Origin of the sequence: Streptomyces sp. NPDC001832 (assembly GCF_040297265.1) — a bacterium.
In the GTDB taxonomy this organism is placed as follows: Bacteria; Actinomycetota; Actinomycetes; order Streptomycetales; family Streptomycetaceae; genus Streptomyces.
This window is the reverse complement of the sequence record NZ_JBEOYU010000015.1, coordinates 48,831-70,731: the sequence shown is the minus strand read 5'-3', so window position 1 is coordinate 70,731 and position 21,901 is coordinate 48,831. Positions and strand designations below refer to the sequence as shown.

Annotated in this window: 19 protein-coding genes and 2 tRNA genes; 11 read left to right on the top strand and 10 right to left on the bottom strand. The window is 69.6% G+C overall.

Annotated features, from left to right (window positions below):
• From ABT115_RS14895 to ABT115_RS14875, 5 genes are all read left to right on the top strand, one after another.
• A tRNA-Asn gene (locus ABT115_RS14895) sits at positions 1 to 73 on the top strand.
• Between the two features lie 235 nt (positions 74 to 308).
• Positions 309 to 382, top strand: a tRNA-Ile gene (locus ABT115_RS14890).
• Between the two features lie 542 nt (positions 383 to 924).
• The gene (locus ABT115_RS14885; protein ID WP_351788747.1) at positions 925 to 1,104 is read left to right on the top strand and encodes a hypothetical protein; all 180 of its coding nucleotides are present in this window, start codon (positions 925 to 927) and stop codon (positions 1,102 to 1,104) included.
• 134 nt (positions 1,105 to 1,238) lie between these two features.
• Complete coding sequence (locus tag ABT115_RS14880) at positions 1,239 to 3,122, top strand: ABC transporter ATP-binding protein (RefSeq protein WP_502969093.1); 1,884 nt, start codon at positions 1,239 to 1,241, stop codon at positions 3,120 to 3,122.
• Positions 3,123 to 3,326: 204 nt separating this feature from the next.
• Entirely contained in the window at positions 3,327 to 4,592 is a 1,266-nt protein-coding gene (locus tag ABT115_RS14875; RefSeq protein ID WP_351788742.1) for an MFS transporter, read from the top strand.
• Positions 4,593 to 4,646: 54 nt separating this feature from the next.
• Here the strand turns inward: ABT115_RS14875 and ABT115_RS14870 are convergent, their stop codons facing one another.
• Positions 4,647 to 6,038: an acyl-CoA synthetase gene (locus ABT115_RS14870; protein WP_502969098.1), complete on the bottom strand. Its 1,392-nt coding sequence runs from the start codon at positions 6,036 to 6,038 to the stop codon at positions 4,647 to 4,649.
• A 252-nt stretch (positions 6,039 to 6,290) separates the two neighbouring features.
• On the opposite strand from ABT115_RS14870, the gene ABT115_RS14865 reads away from it, so the two are divergent.
• Complete coding sequence (locus tag ABT115_RS14865) at positions 6,291 to 6,722, top strand: Lrp/AsnC family transcriptional regulator (protein WP_351788736.1); 432 nt, start codon at positions 6,291 to 6,293, stop codon at positions 6,720 to 6,722.
• Between the two features lie 51 nt (positions 6,723 to 6,773).
• On the opposite strand, the gene ABT115_RS14860 is transcribed toward ABT115_RS14865, so the two are convergent.
• Positions 6,774 to 7,811 (bottom strand): rod shape-determining protein, encoded by a 1,038-nt coding sequence (locus ABT115_RS14860; RefSeq protein ID WP_351788734.1) that lies wholly within the window; start codon positions 7,809 to 7,811, stop codon positions 6,774 to 6,776.
• A gap of 155 nt (positions 7,812 to 7,966) precedes the next feature.
• The gene (locus tag ABT115_RS14855) at positions 7,967 to 8,392 is read right to left on the bottom strand and encodes a MarR family winged helix-turn-helix transcriptional regulator (RefSeq protein WP_351788731.1); all 426 of its coding nucleotides are present in this window, start codon (positions 8,390 to 8,392) and stop codon (positions 7,967 to 7,969) included.
• Between the two features lie 149 nt (positions 8,393 to 8,541).
• On the opposite strand from ABT115_RS14855, the gene ABT115_RS14850 reads away from it, so the two are divergent.
• The 3 genes from ABT115_RS14850 (at position 8,542) to ABT115_RS14840 (ending at position 10,965) form a co-directional block, all read left to right on the top strand.
• Positions 8,542 to 9,561 (top strand): NADP-dependent oxidoreductase, encoded by a 1,020-nt coding sequence (locus ABT115_RS14850; RefSeq protein WP_351788728.1) that lies wholly within the window; start codon positions 8,542 to 8,544, stop codon positions 9,559 to 9,561.
• 89 nt (positions 9,562 to 9,650) lie between these two features.
• The gene (locus ABT115_RS14845) at positions 9,651 to 10,079 is read left to right on the top strand and encodes an organic hydroperoxide resistance protein (protein WP_351788725.1); all 429 of its coding nucleotides are present in this window, start codon (positions 9,651 to 9,653) and stop codon (positions 10,077 to 10,079) included.
• Positions 10,080 to 10,185: 106 nt separating this feature from the next.
• Entirely contained in the window at positions 10,186 to 10,965 is a 780-nt protein-coding gene (locus tag ABT115_RS14840) for an EI24 domain-containing protein (RefSeq protein ID WP_351788723.1), read from the top strand.
• Between the two features lie 57 nt (positions 10,966 to 11,022).
• On the opposite strand, the gene lgoX is transcribed toward ABT115_RS14840, so the two are convergent.
• Complete coding sequence (gene lgoX, locus ABT115_RS14835) at positions 11,023 to 12,978, bottom strand: L-glutamate oxidase LgoX (RefSeq protein WP_351788720.1); 1,956 nt, start codon at positions 12,976 to 12,978, stop codon at positions 11,023 to 11,025.
• Between the two features lie 119 nt (positions 12,979 to 13,097).
• Complete coding sequence (locus tag ABT115_RS14830; RefSeq protein WP_351788717.1) at positions 13,098 to 13,694, bottom strand: TetR/AcrR family transcriptional regulator; 597 nt, start codon at positions 13,692 to 13,694, stop codon at positions 13,098 to 13,100.
• A gap of 152 nt (positions 13,695 to 13,846) precedes the next feature.
• Between ABT115_RS14830 and ABT115_RS14825 the strand changes: the two genes are divergently transcribed.
• Positions 13,847 to 16,318, top strand: coding sequence for a glycoside hydrolase family 3 protein (locus tag ABT115_RS14825; protein WP_351788714.1), 2,472 nt, complete (start codon positions 13,847 to 13,849; stop codon positions 16,316 to 16,318).
• 93 nt (positions 16,319 to 16,411) lie between these two features.
• On the opposite strand, the gene ABT115_RS14820 is transcribed toward ABT115_RS14825, so the two are convergent.
• Positions 16,412 to 17,320: an SGNH/GDSL hydrolase family protein gene (locus ABT115_RS14820; protein ID WP_351788711.1), complete on the bottom strand. Its 909-nt coding sequence runs from the start codon at positions 17,318 to 17,320 to the stop codon at positions 16,412 to 16,414.
• 351 nt (positions 17,321 to 17,671) lie between these two features.
• Here ABT115_RS14820 and ABT115_RS14815 point away from each other — a divergent pair, with 351 nt between their 5' ends.
• Entirely contained in the window at positions 17,672 to 18,166 is a 495-nt protein-coding gene (locus ABT115_RS14815; protein WP_351788709.1) for a DUF3145 domain-containing protein, read from the top strand.
• A gap of 134 nt (positions 18,167 to 18,300) precedes the next feature.
• On the opposite strand, the gene fabF is transcribed toward ABT115_RS14815, so the two are convergent.
• The 4 genes from fabF to ABT115_RS14795 form a co-directional block, all read right to left on the bottom strand.
• Positions 18,301 to 19,563 (bottom strand): beta-ketoacyl-ACP synthase II, encoded by a 1,263-nt coding sequence (fabF, locus tag ABT115_RS14810; RefSeq protein WP_351788706.1) that lies wholly within the window; start codon positions 19,561 to 19,563, stop codon positions 18,301 to 18,303.
• A gap of 76 nt (positions 19,564 to 19,639) precedes the next feature.
• Positions 19,640 to 19,888, bottom strand: a complete 249-nt coding sequence (locus ABT115_RS14805) for an acyl carrier protein (RefSeq protein WP_351788704.1) — start codon at positions 19,886 to 19,888, stop codon at positions 19,640 to 19,642.
• 63 nt (positions 19,889 to 19,951) lie between these two features.
• On the bottom strand, positions 19,952 to 20,953 hold the full coding sequence (locus tag ABT115_RS14800) for a ketoacyl-ACP synthase III (protein WP_351788701.1): 1,002 nt from the start codon (positions 20,951 to 20,953) through the stop codon (positions 19,952 to 19,954).
• A gap of 13 nt (positions 20,954 to 20,966) precedes the next feature.
• A complete protein-coding gene (locus ABT115_RS14795) occupies positions 20,967 to 21,881 on the bottom strand; it encodes an ACP S-malonyltransferase (RefSeq protein ID WP_351788699.1) in 915 nt (304 codons plus the stop codon).
• Positions 21,882 to 21,901: the final 20 nt, after the last annotated feature.

Sequence of the window (21,901 nt, the reverse complement as noted above, 5' to 3'; positions counted from 1 at the left end):
TCCCCTGTAGCTCAATTGGCAGAGCATTCGGCTGTTAACCGGAGGGTTACTGGTTCGAGTCCAGTCGGGGGAGCGGGAACGGAAGAGGACCCTGCGGGGTCCTTTTTCGCGTGCCTGGCGCCGGTCCGTCGCCGCGGTGCGCGTGCGGTGCACGTGGCTCTTTCGCGTCTGATTCGCCCCATCCGGAACCAGGCAGCGAGCAGCTCGGTCTTCATGGGCATGCGAAGCCGACCAACCGGAGCGAGAGATCGTATGACCGGCTATGCTGCGGCAGAAGGCGCGCACACTTGTACGCGCCACGCCGAAAAGGGGCGGTAGCTCAGCCGGTTAGAGCAGCGGACTCATAATCCGTCGGCCGTGGGTTCGAGTCCCACCCGCCCCACCGTCGAGCTGTCACGGTTCACCCGTTTGACCAGCAGCGACAGGTAGGCCCCCGCTTCGGCGGGGGCCTACTTTCGTCTTCCAGGATCGTCAGCTCGCCTGATGCCCGCCCGAAGTGCCGGTGAAGCCCTTCGACACGATCGGGGGATCGGCTTCGCATGTGCGCTCGATCGCTTGAAGGAGGACCGCTCGTAGCCCTCTGACGCAGCCGGACGGGCCGTCACATCACCTCGGCGGATGGTAAGTCGTACTGAGGAGACGGTCCTGTGGCCTTGATTTGGCCCCAGAACGTGCCGCAAGCCCGCCCGCAAGTTGAGGACCGGGGCTGGCCGTGGGGTGTCCGCAGGTTGTCAGCTGTTCAGGAGGGCTGTCGGCGGGGCATGCCAGAGAGTCACATACGGCAACTCTGAAGGTTTGCCGCATGTCGCGGCTTTTATCCGAAATGAGGCTTGTACGACTTGTTGGTCGTTGGGGGGAGTCGTAGTGTCGAAAGTGCCGCAGCAAGAGCAAGGAGCGGCGCAGCACCCTCTGAAGGAGGCGAAGATGAAGGTACGCAACATCTTCGACCACAGGGACAGGGACCATGGCGAAGACCATGGCCACGGCGGCTACGGCGGCTACGGACGCGGCGGCTACGGCGGCTACGGACGCGGCGGCTACGGCGGCTACGGACGCGGCGGCTATGGTGGCCGCGGCGGCGGCCGTGGACGCGGAGGCTACTGACCCCACACCCTCGACTCCATCTCCATCCCCGAATGCGAGGCAGGCTCGCGCTCCGGCGCGGGTCGGCCTCGTGTCGTGGGGTCCATGCCTATGGAGATGGTCCATAGGCCGAGCACCCGTGTGACGTGACGCCCATGCGCATTCGCAGCTCACCGGGGCGCTCAGCGCCCCCCGCAGAGACTTCTCAGGACTCGGTGACGGATGTCCCGATCCGTACGGATCCCATCAGCGTCGTCGTAGCCTTCCGGCGCTTCTGGCCACTGACCGAGGGGGACCGGCGCTGGCTCGTCCTTATTTTCCTGTGCGCCGTGCTGGCCGCCGTTGCGGAGACCATCACGGTCCTGCTCTTCGCCAAACTCACCGACACCGCACTGCAGGTCGGCTCCGTCAGTGCCTTCTGGAAGCCTGCCGGTCAGTGGCTCGCCGTGGCCGTCGCCGGTGCGGTGGTGGGGTACCTGGGCAACTCGCTTGCGGCCTGGGTGGCCGAACGCTTCGTGATGCGGTTGCGGGCCAGGGTGTTCAGTCATCTCCAGACGCTCCCGCCGCACTTCTACCAGCGCAATCGCCGCGGTGACCTCGTGGAGCGGCTGACGGGTGACGTGGAAGCCATCGAGGCGCTCGTGGTCTCCGGCATCGTCGGGGCGGCGTCTGCCCTGTTCGGCACGGTCTTCTACGCCGCCGCTGCCTTCTGGCTGCGCTGGGATCTGGCCCTCGCCACCTTGGTCATGGTGCCGCTCTTCTGGTTCACGACCACGCGTTTCGCCCGCCCGCTGCGCGCGGTGTCCCGGCGCGCCCGCGCCGCGGACGGTGCCATCACGGCTGTGGTCGAGGAGACATTGGTCAACGTTGTCATGACCCAGGCGTACAACAGGCAGCAGGACGAGGAGGCGCGGCTCCTCAGCAAGGCGCGGATCCGGCTGAAGACAGCGGTGAGGGGCGTCCGGCTCACCGAGTTCTACGAGCAACTCGTCGAGGTTCTCGAAACGTTGTGCGTCCTGGCGATCATCGGCCTGGGGGCGTGGGAGATCTCCGCGGGACGGATGACCCTCGGACAGCTCCTGGCCTTCGCCGCCTTCATCGGCTACCTCTACCCGCCGATCCGTTCCCTGGGCAAGCTCGGTCTGACGGCGACCGCCGCGACCGCGGGAGCCGAGCGGCTGCTGGAGATCCTCGACGCCCGGCCCGCCGTCACCGACCCGGCCGCTTCCGTGCCCGCCCCGCCGCGGAGCCGGGCGCTCGGCGAGGTGGAGGCGCGTCAGGTCTTCTTCCGTTACCCCAGCGGTACCGAGCCGGTTCTCCGGGACCTCTCGTTCACCGCGAGCCCCGGAGAGTTGTTGGTCATCACCGGCCCCAGCGGCGCGGGCAAGTCGACCCTGGCCGCTCTGCTGCTGAGGTTCTACGACCCGGATGCCGGCAGTGTCCGGCTGGACGGCGTGTCCGTGGACCAGTTGCCGCTGACCTACCTCCGCCGGAACATCACACTGCTGCCCCAGGACACACTCGTCCTGCACGACACCATCGAGGAGAACATCGCCTGCGGACGCACCGATGTGAGCCACCGTGACGTCGTGGAGGCCGCGCGGGCGGCCGACGCCCACGCATTCATCCGCATCTTGCCGGAGGGATATGACACTGTCATAGCCACCGGTACGTCCCGGCTCTCCGGAGGCCAGCTGCAGCGCATCGCGATCGCGCGCGCGATGCTGCGGGACTCACCCGTCCTCCTTCTCGACGAGCCCACCGCCGGACTGGACAGACTGGCCGCACAGCGCATTCTCGCGCCGCTGCGACGCCTCGCCGAAGGACGCACCACCATCGTGATCACGCACGACCTGGCCCTTGCCGAGGACGCCGACCGCATCCTGGTTCTCGACGAGGGCGCTCTGGTGGAGTCGGGCACGCATGCCCAACTCCTGGGCCTGCGAGGGCTGTACGCCAATCTTTTCGAGCGTCGTACCCAACCGCACAACAGCACCGTGTACTCGCCTGCCCGCCCGTCAGGAATCCACTGGCGGTAGGCGGGCGGGAGCGGCGCCGAACTGCGCGGCCAGTCGCGCCTCCTGACACGGTGGCGTGGCCGGAAGCGGACTGTGCCCGGATCGGGACCGGGCCACCGAACACGATGGCTCCGCCATCACTCCCTCCTCCGCCTTGGATTCGAAGGCCCCAGACACCGCTCCTTCTCCCACTGACAACCGTGGGTGAGGCCGCTACCATCCGCTGTGACCGAAACAGCCGAAGAGCCCGCGCACCGCACACGAATACTCGCTGACCTGACGCCGCTGCGCACCTGTCCCGACTACCGGCGGCTCTGGTTCGGGAACACGGTCTCCTGGATCGGGCAGGGAATGACGGCGCTCGCCGTCTCGCTCCAGGTCTACGACATCACCGGGTCCGCCTTCTCGGTCGGGCTCATCGGGTTCTGTTCGTTCCTGCCGCTGGTTGTCTTCGGGCTGTACGGCGGGGCCGTCGCGGACACCATCGACCGGCGCAAGCTGGGACTGGCCAGCTCCGCGGGGTCGTTCGTCCTCTCCGTCGGGCTGGTCGCCGCCGCCGTCGCCGGGGTGGAACAGGTGGGACTGCTGTACGCGATCGTCGCCCTCCAGGCGGCCTGCTTCGCGATCAACTCACCGGCCCGCAGCTCGATGATCGCCCGCCTGCTCCCAGCCGAGCAGCTGCCCGCCGCCAACGCGCTCAACTCCATGACCAGCACCACCGGCACGCTGGTCGGGCCGATGCTCGGCGGGCTCATCGTCGGCTGGTGGGGATACCGGGCCGCGTACACCGTCGACGCCGTCACCTTCACCGCCTCGCTGTACGCGATGTGGCGGCTGCCCTCGATGCTGCCGGAGCGCGAGGAGGGCGCGGGCGGCAAACGGGCATCCGTCGCGGACGGGCTGCGCTTCCTGGGGACCAGGCCCAATCTGCGGATGACCTTCTTCACCGATCTCTGCGCCATGGTGCTGGCCCATCCGAGAGCGCTGTTCCCCGTCGTCGCCGTGGTCTGGTACGGCGGTGACGCGAAGACCACCGGGCTGCTGGTCGCCGCTCCCGCGCTGGGGGCGCTGCTCGGCGGGGTGTTCTCCGGATGGCTGGGACGCGTCCGCCGCCACGGCCTCGCCGTGCTCCTCGCCGTCGCCTCCTGGGGCACCGCCATCGCGATCTTCGGGCTGACCCGTCAGCTCTGGCTCGGGCTGATCTTCCTGGCGATCGCCGGGTGCGCGGACACCACGTCGATGGTCTTCCGGAACACCATGCTCCAGGCGGCCGTGCCGGACGAGATGCGAGGACGGCTGCAGGGGGTGTTCATCGTCGTCGTGGCGGGCGGACCGAGGCTCGGCGACTTCCTGGCCGGATCGGTCGCCGATCTGGCCTCGCCCGGTCTGGCGGTGACCGGGGGCGGGATCGCCTGTGTCGTCGCCGTATCGCTGCTGGGGCTGCGGTGGCGCGGGTTCGCGCGGTACGACGCGAAGGACCCGCAGCCCTGAGGCTCCTCGAACTCGGTGGCGACGGCCGCGATCGCTGCCCTCGTCGTCAGCCGGTCAGGCATGGAGCGACCGTTTCATGATCTTGCCGAGGTCGTTGCGGGGCAGCGCCTCCAGGTAGCGGACAGTGCGCGGGCGTTTGTGCGGGGACAGCTGGGCGGTCACATGGTCCGCGAGCTCGTCCGCCGTCGGGGGCGAGGCGGGGTTGGCGGGCACCACCCAGGCGACGATCCGCTCGCCCAGATCCGGGTCCGGTTCACCGGTGACGGCGGCCTCGCGGACACCGGGGTGGTCGAGCAGGGCGTTCTCGATCTCACCGGCGCCGATCTTGTACCCGCCGCTCTTGATCAGATCGGTCGCCTTGCGGCCGACGATCCGCACATAACCGTCGGTGTCACGGGTGGCCATGTCCCCTGTACGGAACCAGCCGTCCTCGGTGAACGCCGCGGCCGTGGCGTCGGGGCGGTTCAGATAGCCGCTGAAGAGGTTCGGGCCGCGCACCTGGATCTCGCCGATGGCGTCCGGGCCGGGTTCGGTGAGGACGGTGCCGTCCTCCTCGACCAGGCGGAGCTCGACGCCGCGCAGGGGTGCGCCGACCGTGCCGGGGCGTGGTTCGCCGTCGGCCCGGACGCCCGTGTTCATCAGGGTTTCCGTCATGCCGTACCGCTCGATGACCCGGCGACCGGTCGCGGCCGCGATCCGCTCGTGGTCGTGGACCGGCAGCGCGGCAGACCCGGACACCAGCAACCGGGCCCCGGCCAGCGCCTTCGCCAGCTCGGCCGCACCGGGGGCGGAGCGGTCGAGGGCCTCGGCCAGCCGGTGGTACATCGTCGGTACGCCGAAGAGCATCGTGCCGCCGGACGACAGCTCCCGGGCCACACCGTCGGTGGAGAACCTGCCCAGATGCCGCACCGATCCGCCCCGGCGCAGCGGACCGAGCACGCCCAGGATCAGACCGTGCACATGGAACAGCGGCAGGGCGTGGACGAGCACGTCGTCGCCGGTCCACTGCCAGGCGTCCTCCAGCGCGTCCAGCGACGCGGCGATCGCCCGCCGAGGCAGGACCGCGCCCTTGGGCGGGCCCGTGGTGCCGGAGGTGTAGACGATCAGCGCAGGGGACTCGGGGGAGGGCTCCGGAAGCGCGGTGCCATCGCCCTCGCCGTCCGGGGCGGTGTCGACATCGATACGGCCCAGTGCGTCCAGCACCGGCGGGAGCACGTCGCCCGCCCCGGCCAGCACCACGGTGGGTGCGCTGTCGGCCACGATGTGCGCGAGTTCGCGCGTCCCCGTCTTCGGATTGAGCGGCACCGCCGGCACCCCGGCCCGCAGCGCGGCCACGACGGCGACCACGGTCTCGGGCGTGGGCGTGGCCCAGACGGCGACTCGTCCCGCACCGCTGAGACGCGCGGCGAGCGTGGTGGAGGCGGTGGCCAACCGGTCGTACGTCATGGTGTGTTCGCCGAACCGGGTGGCTTCCCGGGCGGAACCGTCATCCGGCACAAACAGAAGAGGTGTCACCCACCGCACTCTAGGTGTTCTGTCCAGGGAGGTTGCGGACAGGTGAGCGAGATCTCGGCTGAGGGATCTTGAACGGTCGGGATGCGGGCACAACACGCCCTGGGGGCCCGCGCACAGGCGCGGGGAGGGCTCCGGGTGCGCCCTGCGAAGTCATAATCCGGACAAAGCTGCGACAATCGCAGTATGGACCGTCTGGACAGGGAAATCCTCGGCATCCTGCAGGAAGATGCCCGGATCTCGTACCGCGATCTGGGCGTAAGGGTCGGGCTCAGCGCCAACGCCGCGGCCGACCGGGTGCGCCGACTGCGGCGCGACGGTGTCATCCGCGGCTTCACCGTGATCATCGACCCGGCGGCCGACACCCGTACGGGCCTTGTCGTCTTCATCGATGTGTCGCTGCGGATGGACACGACGAACGAGGTGTTCGAGCGGGCGGTGCTCGCCCTGCCCGGCATCACCGAAGTGGTGCATGTGACCGGCGGCCACGACTATCTCGTACGGGCCACCGTCGCCGACACCGCAGCCCTGGACGGACTGCTGCGCAGGCTCAAGCGGGAGGCCGGCGTCGCGCACTCCAACACACGCGTCGCGCTCAGAGCGGCGCCTGCCAGATGACGGTCGACGAGCGCGAGCAGTCCTCGGCGCTCAGCGGGCGAGCTGTGGCGCTCAGCAGGCGAGCGGGGTGAGAACCATCGGCTGGATCTCGCCGTCCAGCATCGCACCGAGTCCCAGTACGGAGCACACGTCGGGCCGCTCCGCGATGTGCACGGGCACGCCCGTCGCATCCCGCAGCGTCTGATCGAGTCCGGGCAGCAGCGCACTGCCGCCGACCATCATGATCCCGCAGTCCGCAATGTCGGCCACCAGGTCGGGCGGGCAGACCCGCAGGATCTTGCTGAGCCCGTCGAGCACCGTGGTCAGCGGGGCGTGGATGGCCTGCCGCATGGCGGCGGTGTCGACCTGCACCGAGCGGGCCAGACCGGTCGCCACGTCACGGCCGTGGATCTCGGTCGTGGCGGGACCGTGCGCGGCCAGACCGTTGCCGCTGAGCGCCAGCTGGAGCGGGCGTACGGACTGGCTCGGCAGCATCAACTCGTGCTGCTGGCGCAGATGCTGGACCACCGCGTGATCGATGGCGTCGCCGCCGATCGGGATGCGTATGGCGGTCACGATCGAACCGAGCGAGAGCACCGCGATCTGGGTGGTCGCCGCCCCGCACACCATGATCATGGAGGCCGTCGGCTGCTCGACGGGGAGCCCGCAGCCGACGGCCGCCGCGATCAGGGTGTCGACCAGTTCGACCCGCCAGGCGCCCAGTCCGGCCAGCGTCTCGATGGTGGCCCGCTGGGCGAGCGGATCGCTGTCGTGCGGGGTGCAGGCGGCGGCCCGCAGCCGAGGCTTGCGGCGCAGCTGGCGGCGGAGCTTCTCGCCGAGCAGATGGCGGAGCATCCGCTGGGCCATGTCGATGTCGATGACGGTTCCGCCGCTGACCGGGCGGACCACCCGGATGTGGTCGGGGGTACGGCCTGTCATCTGCTCGGCGAGCGTGCCGACGGCGATGAGCGAGCCGGTACGGATGTTCACGGCGGCGACGCTCGGTTCGTCCACGACGAGCCCGAGCCCCTTGATGTACACGCGGGTCCGGGCGGCCCCGAGGTCGACGGCGACATGGCAACGGCCCAACTGCTCAAGGCTGACGGTCACGGCGGGTTCTCCCGGGAGCGCTGATCGGTGGTACCGGCGGCAGCCGGCCCTTTTCGCATCGTGCGCCGTTCGGAGTCATTGCGCGCGTCGGGATGGGCCGTAGGAGTTACGCGCTGACGGGCCGAAAAGGCGTGGGCGCGGTCAGTTCGGTGGCCTCATTCGCCCAGCATCCGCCGCAGCAGGTCCCGCAGCGTTGCCCGGTCCACGTCCGACAGCTCGGCCAGTGGCTCCCGGGCGAAAGTGAGCGAGTCGCGCAGCTGCTGCGCCGTCTGTGCCCCCTTCTCCGTCGGGGCGGCCAGCTTCACCCGCCGGTCGGCCGGATCCGGCCTGCGCTCCACCAGGCCGCGCGTCTCCAGCCGGTCGATGATGCCGGTGATGTTCGACGGCTCGCACTTCAGCTTCTGGGCGATCCTGCGCATGGGCATCGGCTCCAGGGAGAGGAGTCCGAGCACGCGCGCCTGGGCGCCGGTGAGGGAGTGTGCTGCCGCGGCCTCGTCGTACTCCTCGTAGTAGCGCGCCACGACGGTACCGATGAGCTCGACGACTTCGAGGGTCAGGGGGTCTGTACGAGTGGTGGCCATGACACCCAGGATAGCCGGTTACTTGACAATATGAAATATTGAAGAGCATGGTTGTTTCACATCGTGAAGCATTTCGTTTCCCCTCGTCGGCCCTCCGGCCCGGGTGAAGCGCCCCACATCCCATAAGGCACTGAGGAGACCTCGAGCCCATGTCTGCAGCACTTCCCACGTCCAGCCGTGAATGGCACCTCGTCGCCCGCCCCCACGGCTGGCCGAAGGCCCAGGATTTCGCGCTGCGTGAGGCCTCGGTCGCCGCTCCCGGTGAGGGTCGTGTTCTCGTCCGCAATTTGTACTTCTCGGTCGACCCGTACATGCGGGGCCGGATGAACGACGTGAAGTCGTACACCCCGCCCTTCAAGCTGGACCACCCGATGGACGGTGGCGCGGTCGGCGAGGTCATCGCGTCCAATGCCGAGGGGATCGCGGTCGGCGACCACGTCCTGCACGGCCTCGGCTGGCGCGAGTACGCCGACGTCCCGGCCGAGCGCGCCGTGAAGGTCGACGCGTCGCTCGCCCCGCTCTCCGCCTACCTCGGCGTGCTCGGCATGACCGGGCTCACCGCCTACGCGGGCCTCTTTGAGGTCGCTTCCTTCAAGGAGGGCGACGCCGTCTTCGTCTCCGGCGCGGCCGGTGCGGTCGGCAGCCAGGTCGGCCAGATGGCGAAGCTCAAGGGCGCCTCGCGGGTCATCGGCTCGGCCGGCTCCGACGAGAAGGTCAGGCTTCTCGTGGAGGAGTACGGCTTCGACGCGGCCTTCAACTACAAGAACGGCCCGGTCGCCGAGCAGCTGCGCAACGCCGCCCCCGACGGCATCGACGTCTACTTCGACAATGTCGGCGGCGAGCACCTCGAAGCGGCGATCTCCTCGCTCAACGTGCACGGCCGCGTCACCGTCTGCGGAATGATCGCCCAGTACAACGCCACCGAGCCGACCCCCGGCCCGAGCAACCTCGCACTGGTCATCGGCAAGCGGCTGCGCATTCAGGGTATGCTCGTCAACGACCACGCCGCACTCCAGTCGCAGTTCGTTTCTGAAGTCGCCGGCTGGCTCGCCTCGGGCGAGCTGAAGTACCGCGAGACCCTCGTCGAAGGCATCGAGAACGGCTTCGACGCCTTCACGGGCCTGCTGCGCGGTGAGAACACCGGAAAGATGGTCGTTTCCCTCGCCTGACGGACCCGTCGGCGCCCCCGATAAAAGCATCCGTAGGCCGTCACGATCGTGGGCGCGAGTCGCGGAACACAGCAAAAGGAAATTCCAGCATGGCCATTCAGGACATCACTGTCGTCTACACCGCTGTCGCCACCGCCGAGAACGGCCGTGACGGCCGCGTCTCGTCCGATGACGGCAACCTCGACGTCATCGTCAATCCGCCCAAGGCCCTGGGCGGAAGCGGTGCGGGCACCAACCCGGAGCAGCTCTTCGCGGCCGGCTACAGCGCCTGCTTCCAGGGCGCCCTCGGCGTCGTGGCCCGTCAGGAGAAGGCCGACATCTCCGGCTCCACGGTGACCGCCGCGGTTTCCATCGGCAAGACCGCCGAGGGCGGCTTCGGTCTGGAGGTCGCGCTCAGCGCCACCATCCCGAACGTCGACACCGCCACCGCGCAGTCGCTCATCGAGAAGGCCCACCAGGTGTGCCCGTACTCGAACGCCACGCGCGGCAACGTCAAGGTCGAGCTGTCGGTCGCCTGACCGCTCGAAACCGGCCGGGGCCGCACCCTGCGGGGGTGCGGCCCCGGCCGCGCACCGGGCGCACCGCGGCCGGAACGGCCCTTGTCCCCACCAGTACGCTGACGCCATGCGAGATATAGGGGCGGGCTTCGGCTATTTGATACAGGGGCAGCGATGGGTCGGCAGGCACGGACGCTGGTTCGGCTTCGGGCTGCTGCCCGGACTCGTCACCCTTGTCCTGTACGCGGCGGCGCTCGTCGGCCTCGGCTACGGCGCCGACGACCTGGTGAGCTGGGCGACCCCCTTCGCCGACGACTGGTCGTCGCCCTGGCTCGGCCTGTTCCGTAACGCCCTGACCGTGCTGGTCTTCGCCCTCGGGCTCTTCCTCGCCGTGATCACGTTCACCGCCGTGACGCTGCTGGTCGGCGAGCCCTTCTACGAGTCCCTGTCGGCGCAGGTCGACCGTACGGAAGGCGGCGAGGTCCCCGAGTCCGGGCTGCCGCTCTGGCGGGAGCTGTGGATCTCCGCCCGCGACAGCATCCGCATCCTGGTGCGGGTGGGGCTGTACTCGGTGCTGCTCTTCGCCCTCGGATTCATTCCGGTCGTCGGCCAGACCGTCGTTCCCGTGATCGGTTTCTGTGTCACCGGCTACTTCCTCTCCGAGGAGCTCACCGCCGTCGCGCTCCAGCGCCGCGGCATGGTCCTGAAGGATCGGCTCGTCCTGCTGCGCGGGCGCCGCATGCTGGCCCTCGGCTTCGGCGTACCGCTGGGACTCGCCTTCCTCGTTCCGTTCGTCGCGGTGTTCCTGATGCCGGGCGCCGTCGCCGGGGCCACCCTGCTGGCGCGGGATCTGGTGGCGCCCGACGAGGACGTGGCCCCGGCCCAGTACGCCCTCGACAAGGGCTGAGGAAGGGCCCGTGACCGAGATCACGAGGTGGTAGAGGCCGTCAACAGGGGCACCCGGTCAGCTGCTGTGCACCTCCAGCGCGGACCGGACCGCCGACTCCAGGGCCCCCTCGATCCAGGCCGGCTTGATCGAGGTGTGGCAGCCGGCGAAGTGCAGCGGCCCCTCGACCGAGCGCACATCGGCGAACAACTCGGTGTGCTGGCCCGGCAGCAGTACCGAGGCCTCGCCGTACGCGTACGGATCACGCATCCATGACTGGGTGGCGCCGACGCCCGTGTAGAAGACCTCGATGCGCTGCCCGTACACGTCCTGCACCCCGCCCAGGGCGTGCGGATAGCGCTCGTCGTCGTCCAGCGAGTCCCACTTCAGTGCGTCGTCGGCCCAGCTGTACGAGGCGAGGACGACGCCGCCCGCGCTCCCTTCGACCGGGTGGGACGGCTGGAACATGAAGCGGTTGGGGTTGTCGGTCACCGATCCGCCGCCGATGACATGCGCCGCCTCGGGCTGGTTGCGGGCGGTGGCCCGGTATGCCGCGTAGTGCACGCGCTGGTTGGGCGGGAGATGACCGGGCGGTACGGAGGGATGGGCGCCCAGCAGTGAACCGTCGGCCGGCGCCTTGCCCAGGCGGTAGGCCTCGTACAGACCGGGCCGGACCTTGTCCAGCTCGGTCTTCCAGTCCTTCTCCTCGAACTCCCACCAGCGGCGGCTGAATTCGAGCAGCACCTTGGTCGCCGCGTCGTAGTGGATCTCGGTGATCGCGCGCCGCTTGCCGTACGAGAGCGCGGGAGCGACGGGGATGTGGCGCAGCCCGGAGAACGGCACGGTGATGATCGCCCGGTCGCCGGTGAACGTCTCGCGCACGAGCGGCTTGCCGTCGCGACCCTCGGACACCGTCTCGACCCGGACGCGGTCCGCGCCGTAGCTGATCCTGGTGGCCCGGCGGTCCAGTCGCACGATGTCCTTGACCCGCCTGTACATCGCGTCGGCCAGGGTGGCCGTGCCGTCCGGCAGCTCGAAGAACGCGGTGTCCGGGCTGATCAGGGAGGCCCCGATGAAGCTGTGCACAAAGGCGAGGTGGAGCCGGGAGGTGAGGTTCTCGACCGTGCCGATGAGGTCGATGGTGCGCTCGTCGAGCTTGGCCGCCTCGGTCAGGAACCGGAACATCGACCAGTGTCCGTACCGCTGGATGACCCGCGCCCAGCCCTCGACGAGCTCGCGGCCCTCCTTGCCCTCGAACTCCTTGCGCACGGGCGCGAAGGCCTCCCGCACGATCGTCGCGGCGGTCTTGTTCTCGAACTCCGCGGGGACCCCGAACGAGCGGTTGATCCTCTGCGGCTTCTCCGCGTAGTCGGCCTTGCGCATCCGGATGCCGTTGACATGGATCCAGGTGCGGTTCACCGGCCGGCCCTCGGCGTCGACGTCGACCAGGTAGAAGCGGCGGCGCTTCAGGCCGAAGCTGTCCATGAGCCCGGTGACGAGCGGGTGGCTGTCGGGGATCCGCATGGCGCCGGCCTCGGCGTACTGGTTCGGGTCGGCGAACGGCGCCTTCGCGTTCTCATGGCCGCCCTTGCGGAAGGTCTTGATCCGGCCGCCGACGCGGTTGCCATTGGCCTCGATCACGGTGACGGTGTGCCCGGCGCTGCGCAGCAGATGTGCGGCGGTGAGCCCGGCCGGGCCCGCGCCGACGACCAGCACCTTCTTGGGGGCCTTGCGGCTGCGCGGCAGGCCTTTGGACAGCAGGATGTCGCGGTAGTGGGGGATCAGCGGCTGGTCCTGTTCGTCGCGTACGAGGATGGCGCGGGCGATGTTCAGGCAGGCGTCCCAGTCCGAACCGGTGGCCACGGGTGGGAGCACGGCACCGGATACGGCGGGTGCACCAACGGCGTCCGGCGCGGCGGCACTTGCGGAGCTCACGACGGTCGTGGCAAGGGCGGCGGCACCGGCGGCGGCACTCGTGATCACGGTGCGCCGGGAGGGAAGTCCGGAGGAAGGTCCGGAAGGCTTGGAAGTCATGCGCCCCACCCTGCGGCGCCGGGGGCGGTGCTCTTTGCCTGGACGCGCGTAGACCACCCGGAAATCACCCGCAGGTGGGGCTCGTCGCTCTCGTCGTACAGGTGCCCTCGCGGGTCATGTCATGATCGAGGGTCCTCGGGGGCAGCCGATTGCGCCGACTGCAACAACGCCAGAAAGTCCTGGAAGGCCGCCGACATGTCCACCGAATCCGGGTCCAGCAACCATTGGTACTGGAGCCCGTCCATGGTCGCCACCAGCAGCGGCGCCGCGCGTTCCGGAGTCAGGCCGCCCGGCAGCCGCTCACCGTACTCCGCGCGCAGCATCGCCGCCATGCTCGCCCGGACCTGCGTGTAGCGGCGGGTGAAGAACTCCCGCGCGGGATGACCCTCCGTCACACTCTCGCCGAGCAGCGCCGAGAACGTCTGGACGATGCCCGGCCGCATCGCGTTGTACTCGACGAGCGAGGTCAGCAGATCGATCCGCCACGTGCCGTCGCTCCGGGTGCCGCCGCCCGTGTCCCACTGGTCGCGCTCCTCCAATACGGCGACGAGCAGCGCCTCCTTGGTCGGGAAGTAGTGCAGCAGCCCCTGCTGGCTGAGACCGACCCGCTCGGCGACAGCGCTCAGAGAGGCGCCGCGACAGCCGCGCTCGGCGATCACTTCGAGAGTGGCGCGGAGAATCTCCGCCCGCCGTTCCGCGCTTCTGGCCCGCACCATCTCCCGGCCCCTTTCAATGCGTTCGTACGGTCCCGCCCCGAGGACCGTACGCCATCCCTTTGAATTACAGAATGATAACGAAAGCTACTGCTCTACTGGTAATGGAGTCAGTATGGAGACATTCAGTGCAGAATCGACGAGGAGGTACGGCCGTGGCAGGCGCGTTCACATCCACCAACCCCGATGCGGCCCGCGAGGCCGCGGTCGACGCGGCGCTGGCCGCACTGGGGATCGACGACAAGGCGCGGCTGCTGGCCGGCCAGGACATGTGGACGCTGCCCGGGCTGCCCGCCGTCGGGCTGCGCTCCCTGGTGATGTCCGACGGTCCGATCGGCGTCCGCGGGGTCGCCTGGACCGCCGACGACCCGTCAGTCGCACTGCCCTCGCCCACCGCGCTCGCCGCGACCTGGGACCCGGCCCTGGCCCGCCGGGCCGGCCGGCTGCTGGCCCAGGAGGCCCGCCGCAAGGGGGTGCACGTCCTCCTCGCCCCGACCGTGAACCTCCACCGTTCCCCGCTCGGCGGGCGCCACTTCGAGACGTACAGCGAGGACCCGTACCTCACCGGCGAGATCGGCACCGGCTATGTGCGGGGCGTGCAGGACGGAGGCGTCGGTACGACCGTCAAGCACTTCGTCGCCAACGACGCCGAGACCGACCGCTTCACCGTCGACAACATCGTCGCCCCGCGCACCCTGCGCGAGATCTACCTCGCCCCGTTCGAACGGATCGTCAAGAACGCCCACCCGTGGGGCATCATGGCCGCGTACAACCAGGTCAACGGCTCCACCATGACCGAGCACCGCTATCTGCAGAACGCGGTGCTGCGCGGCGAATGGGGATTCGACGGCTACATCGTCTCCGACTGGCTGGCCGCCCGTTCCACCGTCGCCGCCGTCAACGGCGGCCTTGACGTCGCCATGCCGGGCCCCAGGACCGTGTACGGGAAGGCGCTCGCCGACGCCGTACGGGCCGGGGAGGTCGAGGAGTCCGTCGTCGACGGGGCCGTACGCAACGTGCTGCGGCTGGCCGCCCGTGTCGGCATCCTGGACGGTGCCCCGCCCGTCGTCGACGAGGCCGAATACCCCGAGACCGCCGACGGTGACGCACTGGCCCGCGAGATCGCCCGCCGCTCCTTCGTCCTCGTACGCAATGAACGCGCCGCGCTCCCCATCGCCCCGGCCGCCGTCCGCAAGATCGCACTCAGCGGGGCGCTCGCCCGGGATGCCCGGGTCCTCGGCGGCGGCTCGGCCCAGGTCTTCCCGCATCACATCGTCTCGCCGCTGGACGGCCTCACCGCCGCCCTCCCCGAGGGCGTCCTCGACTACCGCGTCGGCGCCGACCCGAACAACGAACTCACCCCCGCCGAGAAGGGCTTCGAGTTCAGGGCCGTCTGTTACGACGCCTCCGGCACCGTCATCGGCTCGGCCCCGCTGCACAGCGGCACCGTCCAGTGGATCGGCAACGACCTTCCCGAGGGCGTCACCCGCGAGACGCTGCACAGCGTCGAGATCACCGGCACCTTCGTCCCGCGCAACGACGGCGAGCACATCTTCGGCACCCGCGGCACCGGAGGGTTCACCCTCACGGTCGCAGGCGAGACCCTGTACGACGAGGTCCACCGGGTCACCGGCTCGGACGACCCCGGCGAGGCATTCTTCGGCAACCCCGTGGAGCGCGGCCGGAAGGTCCTCGCCGCGGGCGAACCCGTCGAGGTCTCCCTGCGGCTGATCCCCGACACCCTGGGCGACGACGAGCCGATCCCCGGCGTCTCGTTCTCCTTCTGCCACCTCGGCCCGCGCCGCGACCCCCAGGAGCTGATCGCCGAGGCCGTCGAGTCGGCCCGTACCGCGGACACCGCGATCGTCGTCGTCGGCACCACCGAACGCGTCGAGTCCGAGGGCTTCGACCGCACGGACCTGAAGCTCCCCGGCCACCAGGACGACCTCGTCAGGGCCGTCGCCGCCGCCAACCCGAACACCGTCGTGATCGTCAACTCCGGCTCCCCGGTGGAGCTTCCGTGGCGCGACGAGGTCGCCGCGGTCCTGCTCAGCTGGTTCCCCGGCCAGGAGGCCGGCGACGCCCTTGCCGACGTCCTGCTCGGCGCAGAGGAACCGGGCGGCCGCCTCCCCACCACCTGGCCGGTCGCGCTCGCCGACGTCCCCGTCTCCTCCACCACCCCCACCGGCGGCGAACTCCACTACGAGGAGGGCGTCTTCGTCGGCTACCGGGCCTGGGAGAAGGCCGGCACCGCGCCCGCGTACCCCTTCGGCCACGGACTCGGCTACACCACCTGGGAGTACGAGAGCCTGGTGGCCGGCCCCGACACCGCCACCGTCCGCCTCCGCAACACCGGCACCCGGCCCGGTGCCGAGACGATCCAGCTCTACCTGGCGCCCCAGGACGACACCGCCGAACGCCCGGTCCGCTGGCTGGCCGGCTTCGCACGGGTCGAGGCGGCGCCCGGCGAGAGCGTCGAGGCGGTGATTCCGCTGGAGCGGCGCACGTACGAGATCTGGGACGAGACGGCGTACGACTGGACCCTCGTCCCCGGCACGTACGAGGTGCAGGCAGCCCGCTCGCTCGGTGACGTACGCCTGACGGCGGCCGTGGACATCAAGGAGTAGCGGCCCCCGGTACGGGAGAGCCCCGGCGCGGTGCCTGACCCCGCTCCGGGGCTCCCTTCACGCCGTTCCTGCCGTCAGCGGTGATCACGGGCCCTACGCCGGAGGCCGGGCCGAGGTGACATTGCGGTACGCGATCTCCGCCAGCCGCGCCTGCCCGTTCCGCCCCGGATGGAACCAGTCCCACTGACTGAGCTGCTTGCCGGTGAACCGGTAGTCGAAGACCGCCCCGCCGTCGTAACGACAGCGCCGATCCTTCGCACAGACCTTTTGCAGCACGTCGTTGTACGCCACGACCCGCTCCTGCACCGAGGTGCGCCGGGCCACGGCGCGCGCACTCATGTCGTCCGCGTCCCCCAGCATCGACTGACAGATCCCCAGCTTCCAGATCTGCTTGCCCAGCGCATTGCCGCGCCCCGTCGACCAGAGCCGCTTGAGATCCGGCACGCTAGACACGTACACCTGCGCCTTCGGTGCCGCGGCCCGCAACTGACGCATCGACGCCTCGAATGACGCCCGGAAATCCGCCACCGGCGTCATGAGCTCTGCCGAGTCCCGGCAGGCGTCATTGGCGCCGATCATCACCGTCACCAGATCCGGCTTCTCCTTCGCGGCCGACGCCATCTGCTCCGGCAGCTGCGCGATCCGGGCCCCCGTCTCGGCATGGTTCCAGCTGCGCTCGGCGACCTTCGACTCACCGAGCAGCCGCACGGCGAGGCTGCGCACCTCGCTGTCCGTGCCGGTCGCCCAGGACACCTCCGGGCAGTCCGCCAGCACCGAGCAGGCGTCGAAACCGCGGGTGATGGAGTCACCGACGGCGGCCACCGACTCCGGGGTGCGGTCCCAGACCGGGGCGGGCGGCCGACGCTTTCCGGCCGCCGCCTCCTTCGTCGTCCCGTCCCCGCCGACGTCGCAGCCGGTCAGAGCGGCCGTGCCGAGCAACGAGACGGCCGTCAGAATGGCGGCCACGGTACGCGAACGGCGGCGGGCAGAACGATCCCGCATCCCTTGGCTCCCCTCGGTTATGCCCCCGGCAACCTCTCGTGGCACCGGTCGGAAGGCCCGGGCGCCCCGCAGGGTGAAAGCTGTGCGAATGATGGGCCCCGGACCGACGGTACGTCACACCTCGGACGCCGCCGCGCGGTAGTTTTTCCTCGTCGAACCAGCGGTGCTTCCCCTCACCCGGCTCCACTCGGGTGGCATTCCGAAAATCACATCACGTCACATACTGTCCCTTTTCAGGAGATTCACCCCGATGCTGTTTACTGATGACAACCTCGGGAACCGGCCGAGAAGAGACGGTACGGGCGCGAGGCCGCTGGGAAAGGCGAACTTCGTCCCACACTGGAGGTCCCGGTGACGACACGTGGAGTTCTTTACGTTCACTCCGCACCGCGCGCGCTCTGCCCCCATGTCGAATGGGCAGTGGCGGGTGTCCTCGGTGTGCGGGTCCAGCTGGACTGGATCAGACAGCCGGCCGCGCCCGGTACTTGGCGGTCGGAGTTCTCCTGGCAGGCCAAGCCCGGAACGGCGTCGAAGCTGGCCTCCGCGCTACGCGGCTGGGATCTGCTGCGCTTCGAGGTGACGGCTGAGCCGAGTGCCACGTCGGAGGGCGAGCGCTACAGCTCCACGCCCGGACTGGGCATCTTCCACGCCGTCACCGGCATGCACGGCGACATCCTGGTGCCCGAGGACCGGTTGCGGGCGGCACTGGCGCGGTCCGTGCGGGGCGAGACCGACCTGGAGGCCGAGATCGCCAAGCTGCTCGGCAAGCCGTGGGACGACGAACTGGAATCCTTCCGCCACGCAGGAGAAGGCGCGCCGGTGCGGTGGCTGCACCAGGTGGTGTGAGGGGCGCGGAATCCAGCCCCTCCGGCGGCCCGGACCGGGGTTCCGGGCGCAGAGCCCCCCGAAACGTGACGGACGAAGCCCGCCTCTCCAGTCGAGAGAGGCGGGCTTCGTCGTACCAGGCCGCGGACCGCAGGTCAGACGCTGCGGAACGCCAGGACCACGTTGTGACCGCCGAACCCGAACGAGTTGTTGATCGCGGAGATCGACCCCTGCGGCAGCGGTCGCGGCTCGTCGCGCACGATGTCCGCCTCCACCGCCTCGTCGAGCTGCTCCACGTTGATCGTCGGCGGAGCCATCCGGTGATGCAGCGCCAGGACCGTCGCGACGGTCTCGACGCCGCCCGCGCCGCCGAGGAGGTGACCGGTCATCGACTTCGTCGCGGAGATCGCGACATGGTCGAGATCGTCGCCCAGAACCTTGCGCAGAGCCTTCAGCTCCGCGACATCGCCCTGCGGCGTCGACGTGGCGTGCGCGTTGAGGTGCACGACCTCGGACGGCTTGAGATCCGTCTGGTCCAGCAGGTTCTGCAGCGCGGCGGCGATGCCACGACCGGTCGGCTCGGGCTGCGCGATGTGGTGGGCGTCCGCGGACAGCCCCTGGCCCAGCACCTCGCAGTAGACCTTGGCACCCCGCGCGGCGGCGTGCTCCGCGGACTCCAGGACGACGACCCCGGCACCCTCGCCGAGGACGAAGCCGTCACGGCCCGTGTCGTACGGACGGGAGGCCTTCTCGGGCTCCTCGTTGTGCTTGGACATCGCCATCATGTTGGCGAACGCGGCGATCGGCAGCGGGTGGATCGCCGCCTCGGTGCCACCGGCAAGGACCACATCGGCACGGCCGGTGCGGATCATCTCGACGGCGTACCCGATCGCCTCGGCGCCCGAGGCGCAGGCGGAGACCGGAGTGTGCACACCGGCCTGGGCGTTGACCTCCAGGCCGACGTTGGCCGCCGGACCGTTCGGCATGAGCATGGGCACTGTGTGCGGGGAGACGCGCCGTACGCCCTTCTCCTTGAGCACGTCGTACTGGTCGAGCAGGGTGATCACGCCGCCGATACCGGAGGCGATGACCGAGCCCAGCCGCTCGGGCTGGACCGTGTCGTCCTCACCGGCCTTGCCGGTGAAGCCGGCGTCCGCCCACGCCTCGCGGGCCGCGATCAGCGCGAGCTGCGCAGAGCGGTCCAGCTTGCGGGCGAGCGGGCGGGGCAGGACATCGCCCGGGTCGACGGCCGCGACTGCGGCGATCCGGACGGGCAGTTCAGCGAAACGGTCGCCCTCGAGAGGCTTGACGCCGGAACGACCGGCCATCAAACCTTCCCAGGTCGACGCCGAGTCGCCACCCAGCGGAGTGGTTGCGCCGATACCGGTGACGACCACGGTGCGATTGGTCGAGTTCACTGGAAAATCTTCTCCACGTGTAGGGGGTCGTGAATCAGCGGCGCCACCGCCGGGTGGCGACACAGAGCCGGCCTGATCAGGCCTGGTGCTTGAGGATGTACTCGGCAGCGTCGCCAACCGTCTTGAGGTTCTTGACGTCCTCGTCGGGGATCTTGACGTCGAAGCGCTCCTCGGCGGCGACGACGACCTCGACCATGGACAGCGAGTCGACATCCAGGTCGTCGGTGAAGGACTTGTCCAGCTGGACGTCCTCGACCGGGATACCGGCGATCTCGTTGACGATCTCGGCGAGACCGTTGACGATCGCTTCCTGAGTGGCGGCCATGTTGGCGCTCCTTCGATGTTTGTCTGCAGGGTTCGGACGTCCGGGCCGAATGGCCTGGTGTGCCTAGGGGAGGGTAACGACCGTCGCGGCGTAGACGAGACCCGCCCCGAAGCCGATGACGAGCGCGGTGTCGCCGCTCTTCGCCTGACCGGTCGCCAGAAGCCGCTCCATAGCGAGCGGAATCGAGGCGGCGGAGGTGTTGCCGGTGGTCTCCACGTCACGGGCGACCGTGACGTTCTCCGGCAGCTTCAGGGTCTTCACCATCGAGTCGATGATCCGCATGTTGGCCTGGTGCGGAATGAAGACGTCCAGGTCTTCCGGGGCGATCCCGGCCGCGTCCAGCGCCTGCTGGGCGACCTTCGCCATCTCGAAGACGGCCCAGCGGAAGACCGCCTGGCCCTCCTGAGTAATGGCCGGAAACTTCTCCGGGCGCTCGGCATGGAACTCGTCCCACGCCACGGTCTGCTTGATCGTCTCGGACTTGTCGCCCTCGGAGCCCCAGATGGTCGGGCCTATGGCCGGCACCTTGGAGGGGCCGACGACGACCGCGCCGGCGCCGTCGCCGAAGAGGAAGGCCGTCGCGCGGTCCTCCTTGTCGGTGAGGTCGCTGAGCCGCTCCACGCCGATGACGAGAACGTACTCCGCCGAACCCTCGACGATCATGCCCTTGGCAAGGGTCAGTCCGTAGCCGAAGCCCGCGCAGCCGGCCGAGATGTCGAAGGCGGCGGGCTTGCCGGCGCCGACCTTGTGGGCGATCTCGGTCGCGATGGCCGGGGTCTGCTTGAAGTGCGAGACGGTGGAGACGATCACGGCGCCGATCTGCTCGGGCCTGATCCCGGCATCCGCGATGGCCTTCCCGGACGCCTCCACGGACATCGCGGCCACGGTCTCGTCCTCACAGGCCCAGTGGCGAGTTGCGATGCCGGAGCGCGAGCGGATCCACTCGTCGGACGAGTCGATCGTCTCGAGGATCACCTCGTTGGGCACGACACGGGTCGGACGGTAGCCACCGACACCCATGATGCGTGCGTACGGGGCGCCCTGGCTGGGCTTGATCTTCGACATGCTCTCGGGCTCCTTAGGCACCTGCGTGCTCGGTGATGAGCGCGCGGGCCGCGTCGAGGTCGTCGGGGGTCTTGAGCGCGAGGGTCTGCACACCGGGCAGTGCGCGCTTGGCGAGACCCGTGAGGGTGCCGCCGGGGCATGCCTCGATGAGAGCCGTGACGCCCATCTCCTTGAAGGTCTCCATGCACAGGTCCCAGCGGACCGGGTTGGCCACCTGGCCGACCAGCCGCGAGATGACCTCGTCGCCGATGGCAACGGGCTTCCCGTCGGCATTCGAGACGTAGGTCACGGTCGGGTCGGCGATCTTCAGCGCCACGGCGGCCTCGCGCAGCCGGTCGACGGCGGGTGCCATGTGGTGCGTGTGGAAGGCACCGGCGACCTTGAGCGGCACCACACGGCGCACGCCCTCGGGCATGTCCTCGGTCAGAGCGGTGATCTGCGCGGCAGTGCCGGCGGCGACGATCTGACCGCCCCCGTTGACGTTCGCCGGGGTCAGTCCGAGCTTCTCCAGGTGCGGGACCGTCACCTCCGGGTCGCCGCCGAGCAGCGCAGCCATGCCGGTCTCGGTGACCGCCGCGGCGTCGGCCATGGCGAGCCCACGGGTACGTACGAGACGCAGTGCGGCCTCATCGCCGATGACTCCGGCGAAAGCCGCTGCAGTGATCTCACCGACGCTGTGACCTGCGACGACATCGGGCGAAGCGTCGAGTGCGGCGGCGGACAGCAGACCCGCGGCGACCAGCAGCGGCTGCGCCACCGCGGTGTCGCGGATCTCCTCCGCGTCGGCCTTGGTGCCGTAGTGGGCGAGGTCGAGCCCGATGGCGTCGGACCAGGCCGCGATGCGGTCGGTGGCACCAGGGAGGTCGAGCCAGGGAGTCAAGAAGCCAGGCGTCTGAGCGCCTTGGCCGGGAGCGACGAGTACGAGCACCCTCACACTCTCTCTTGTGA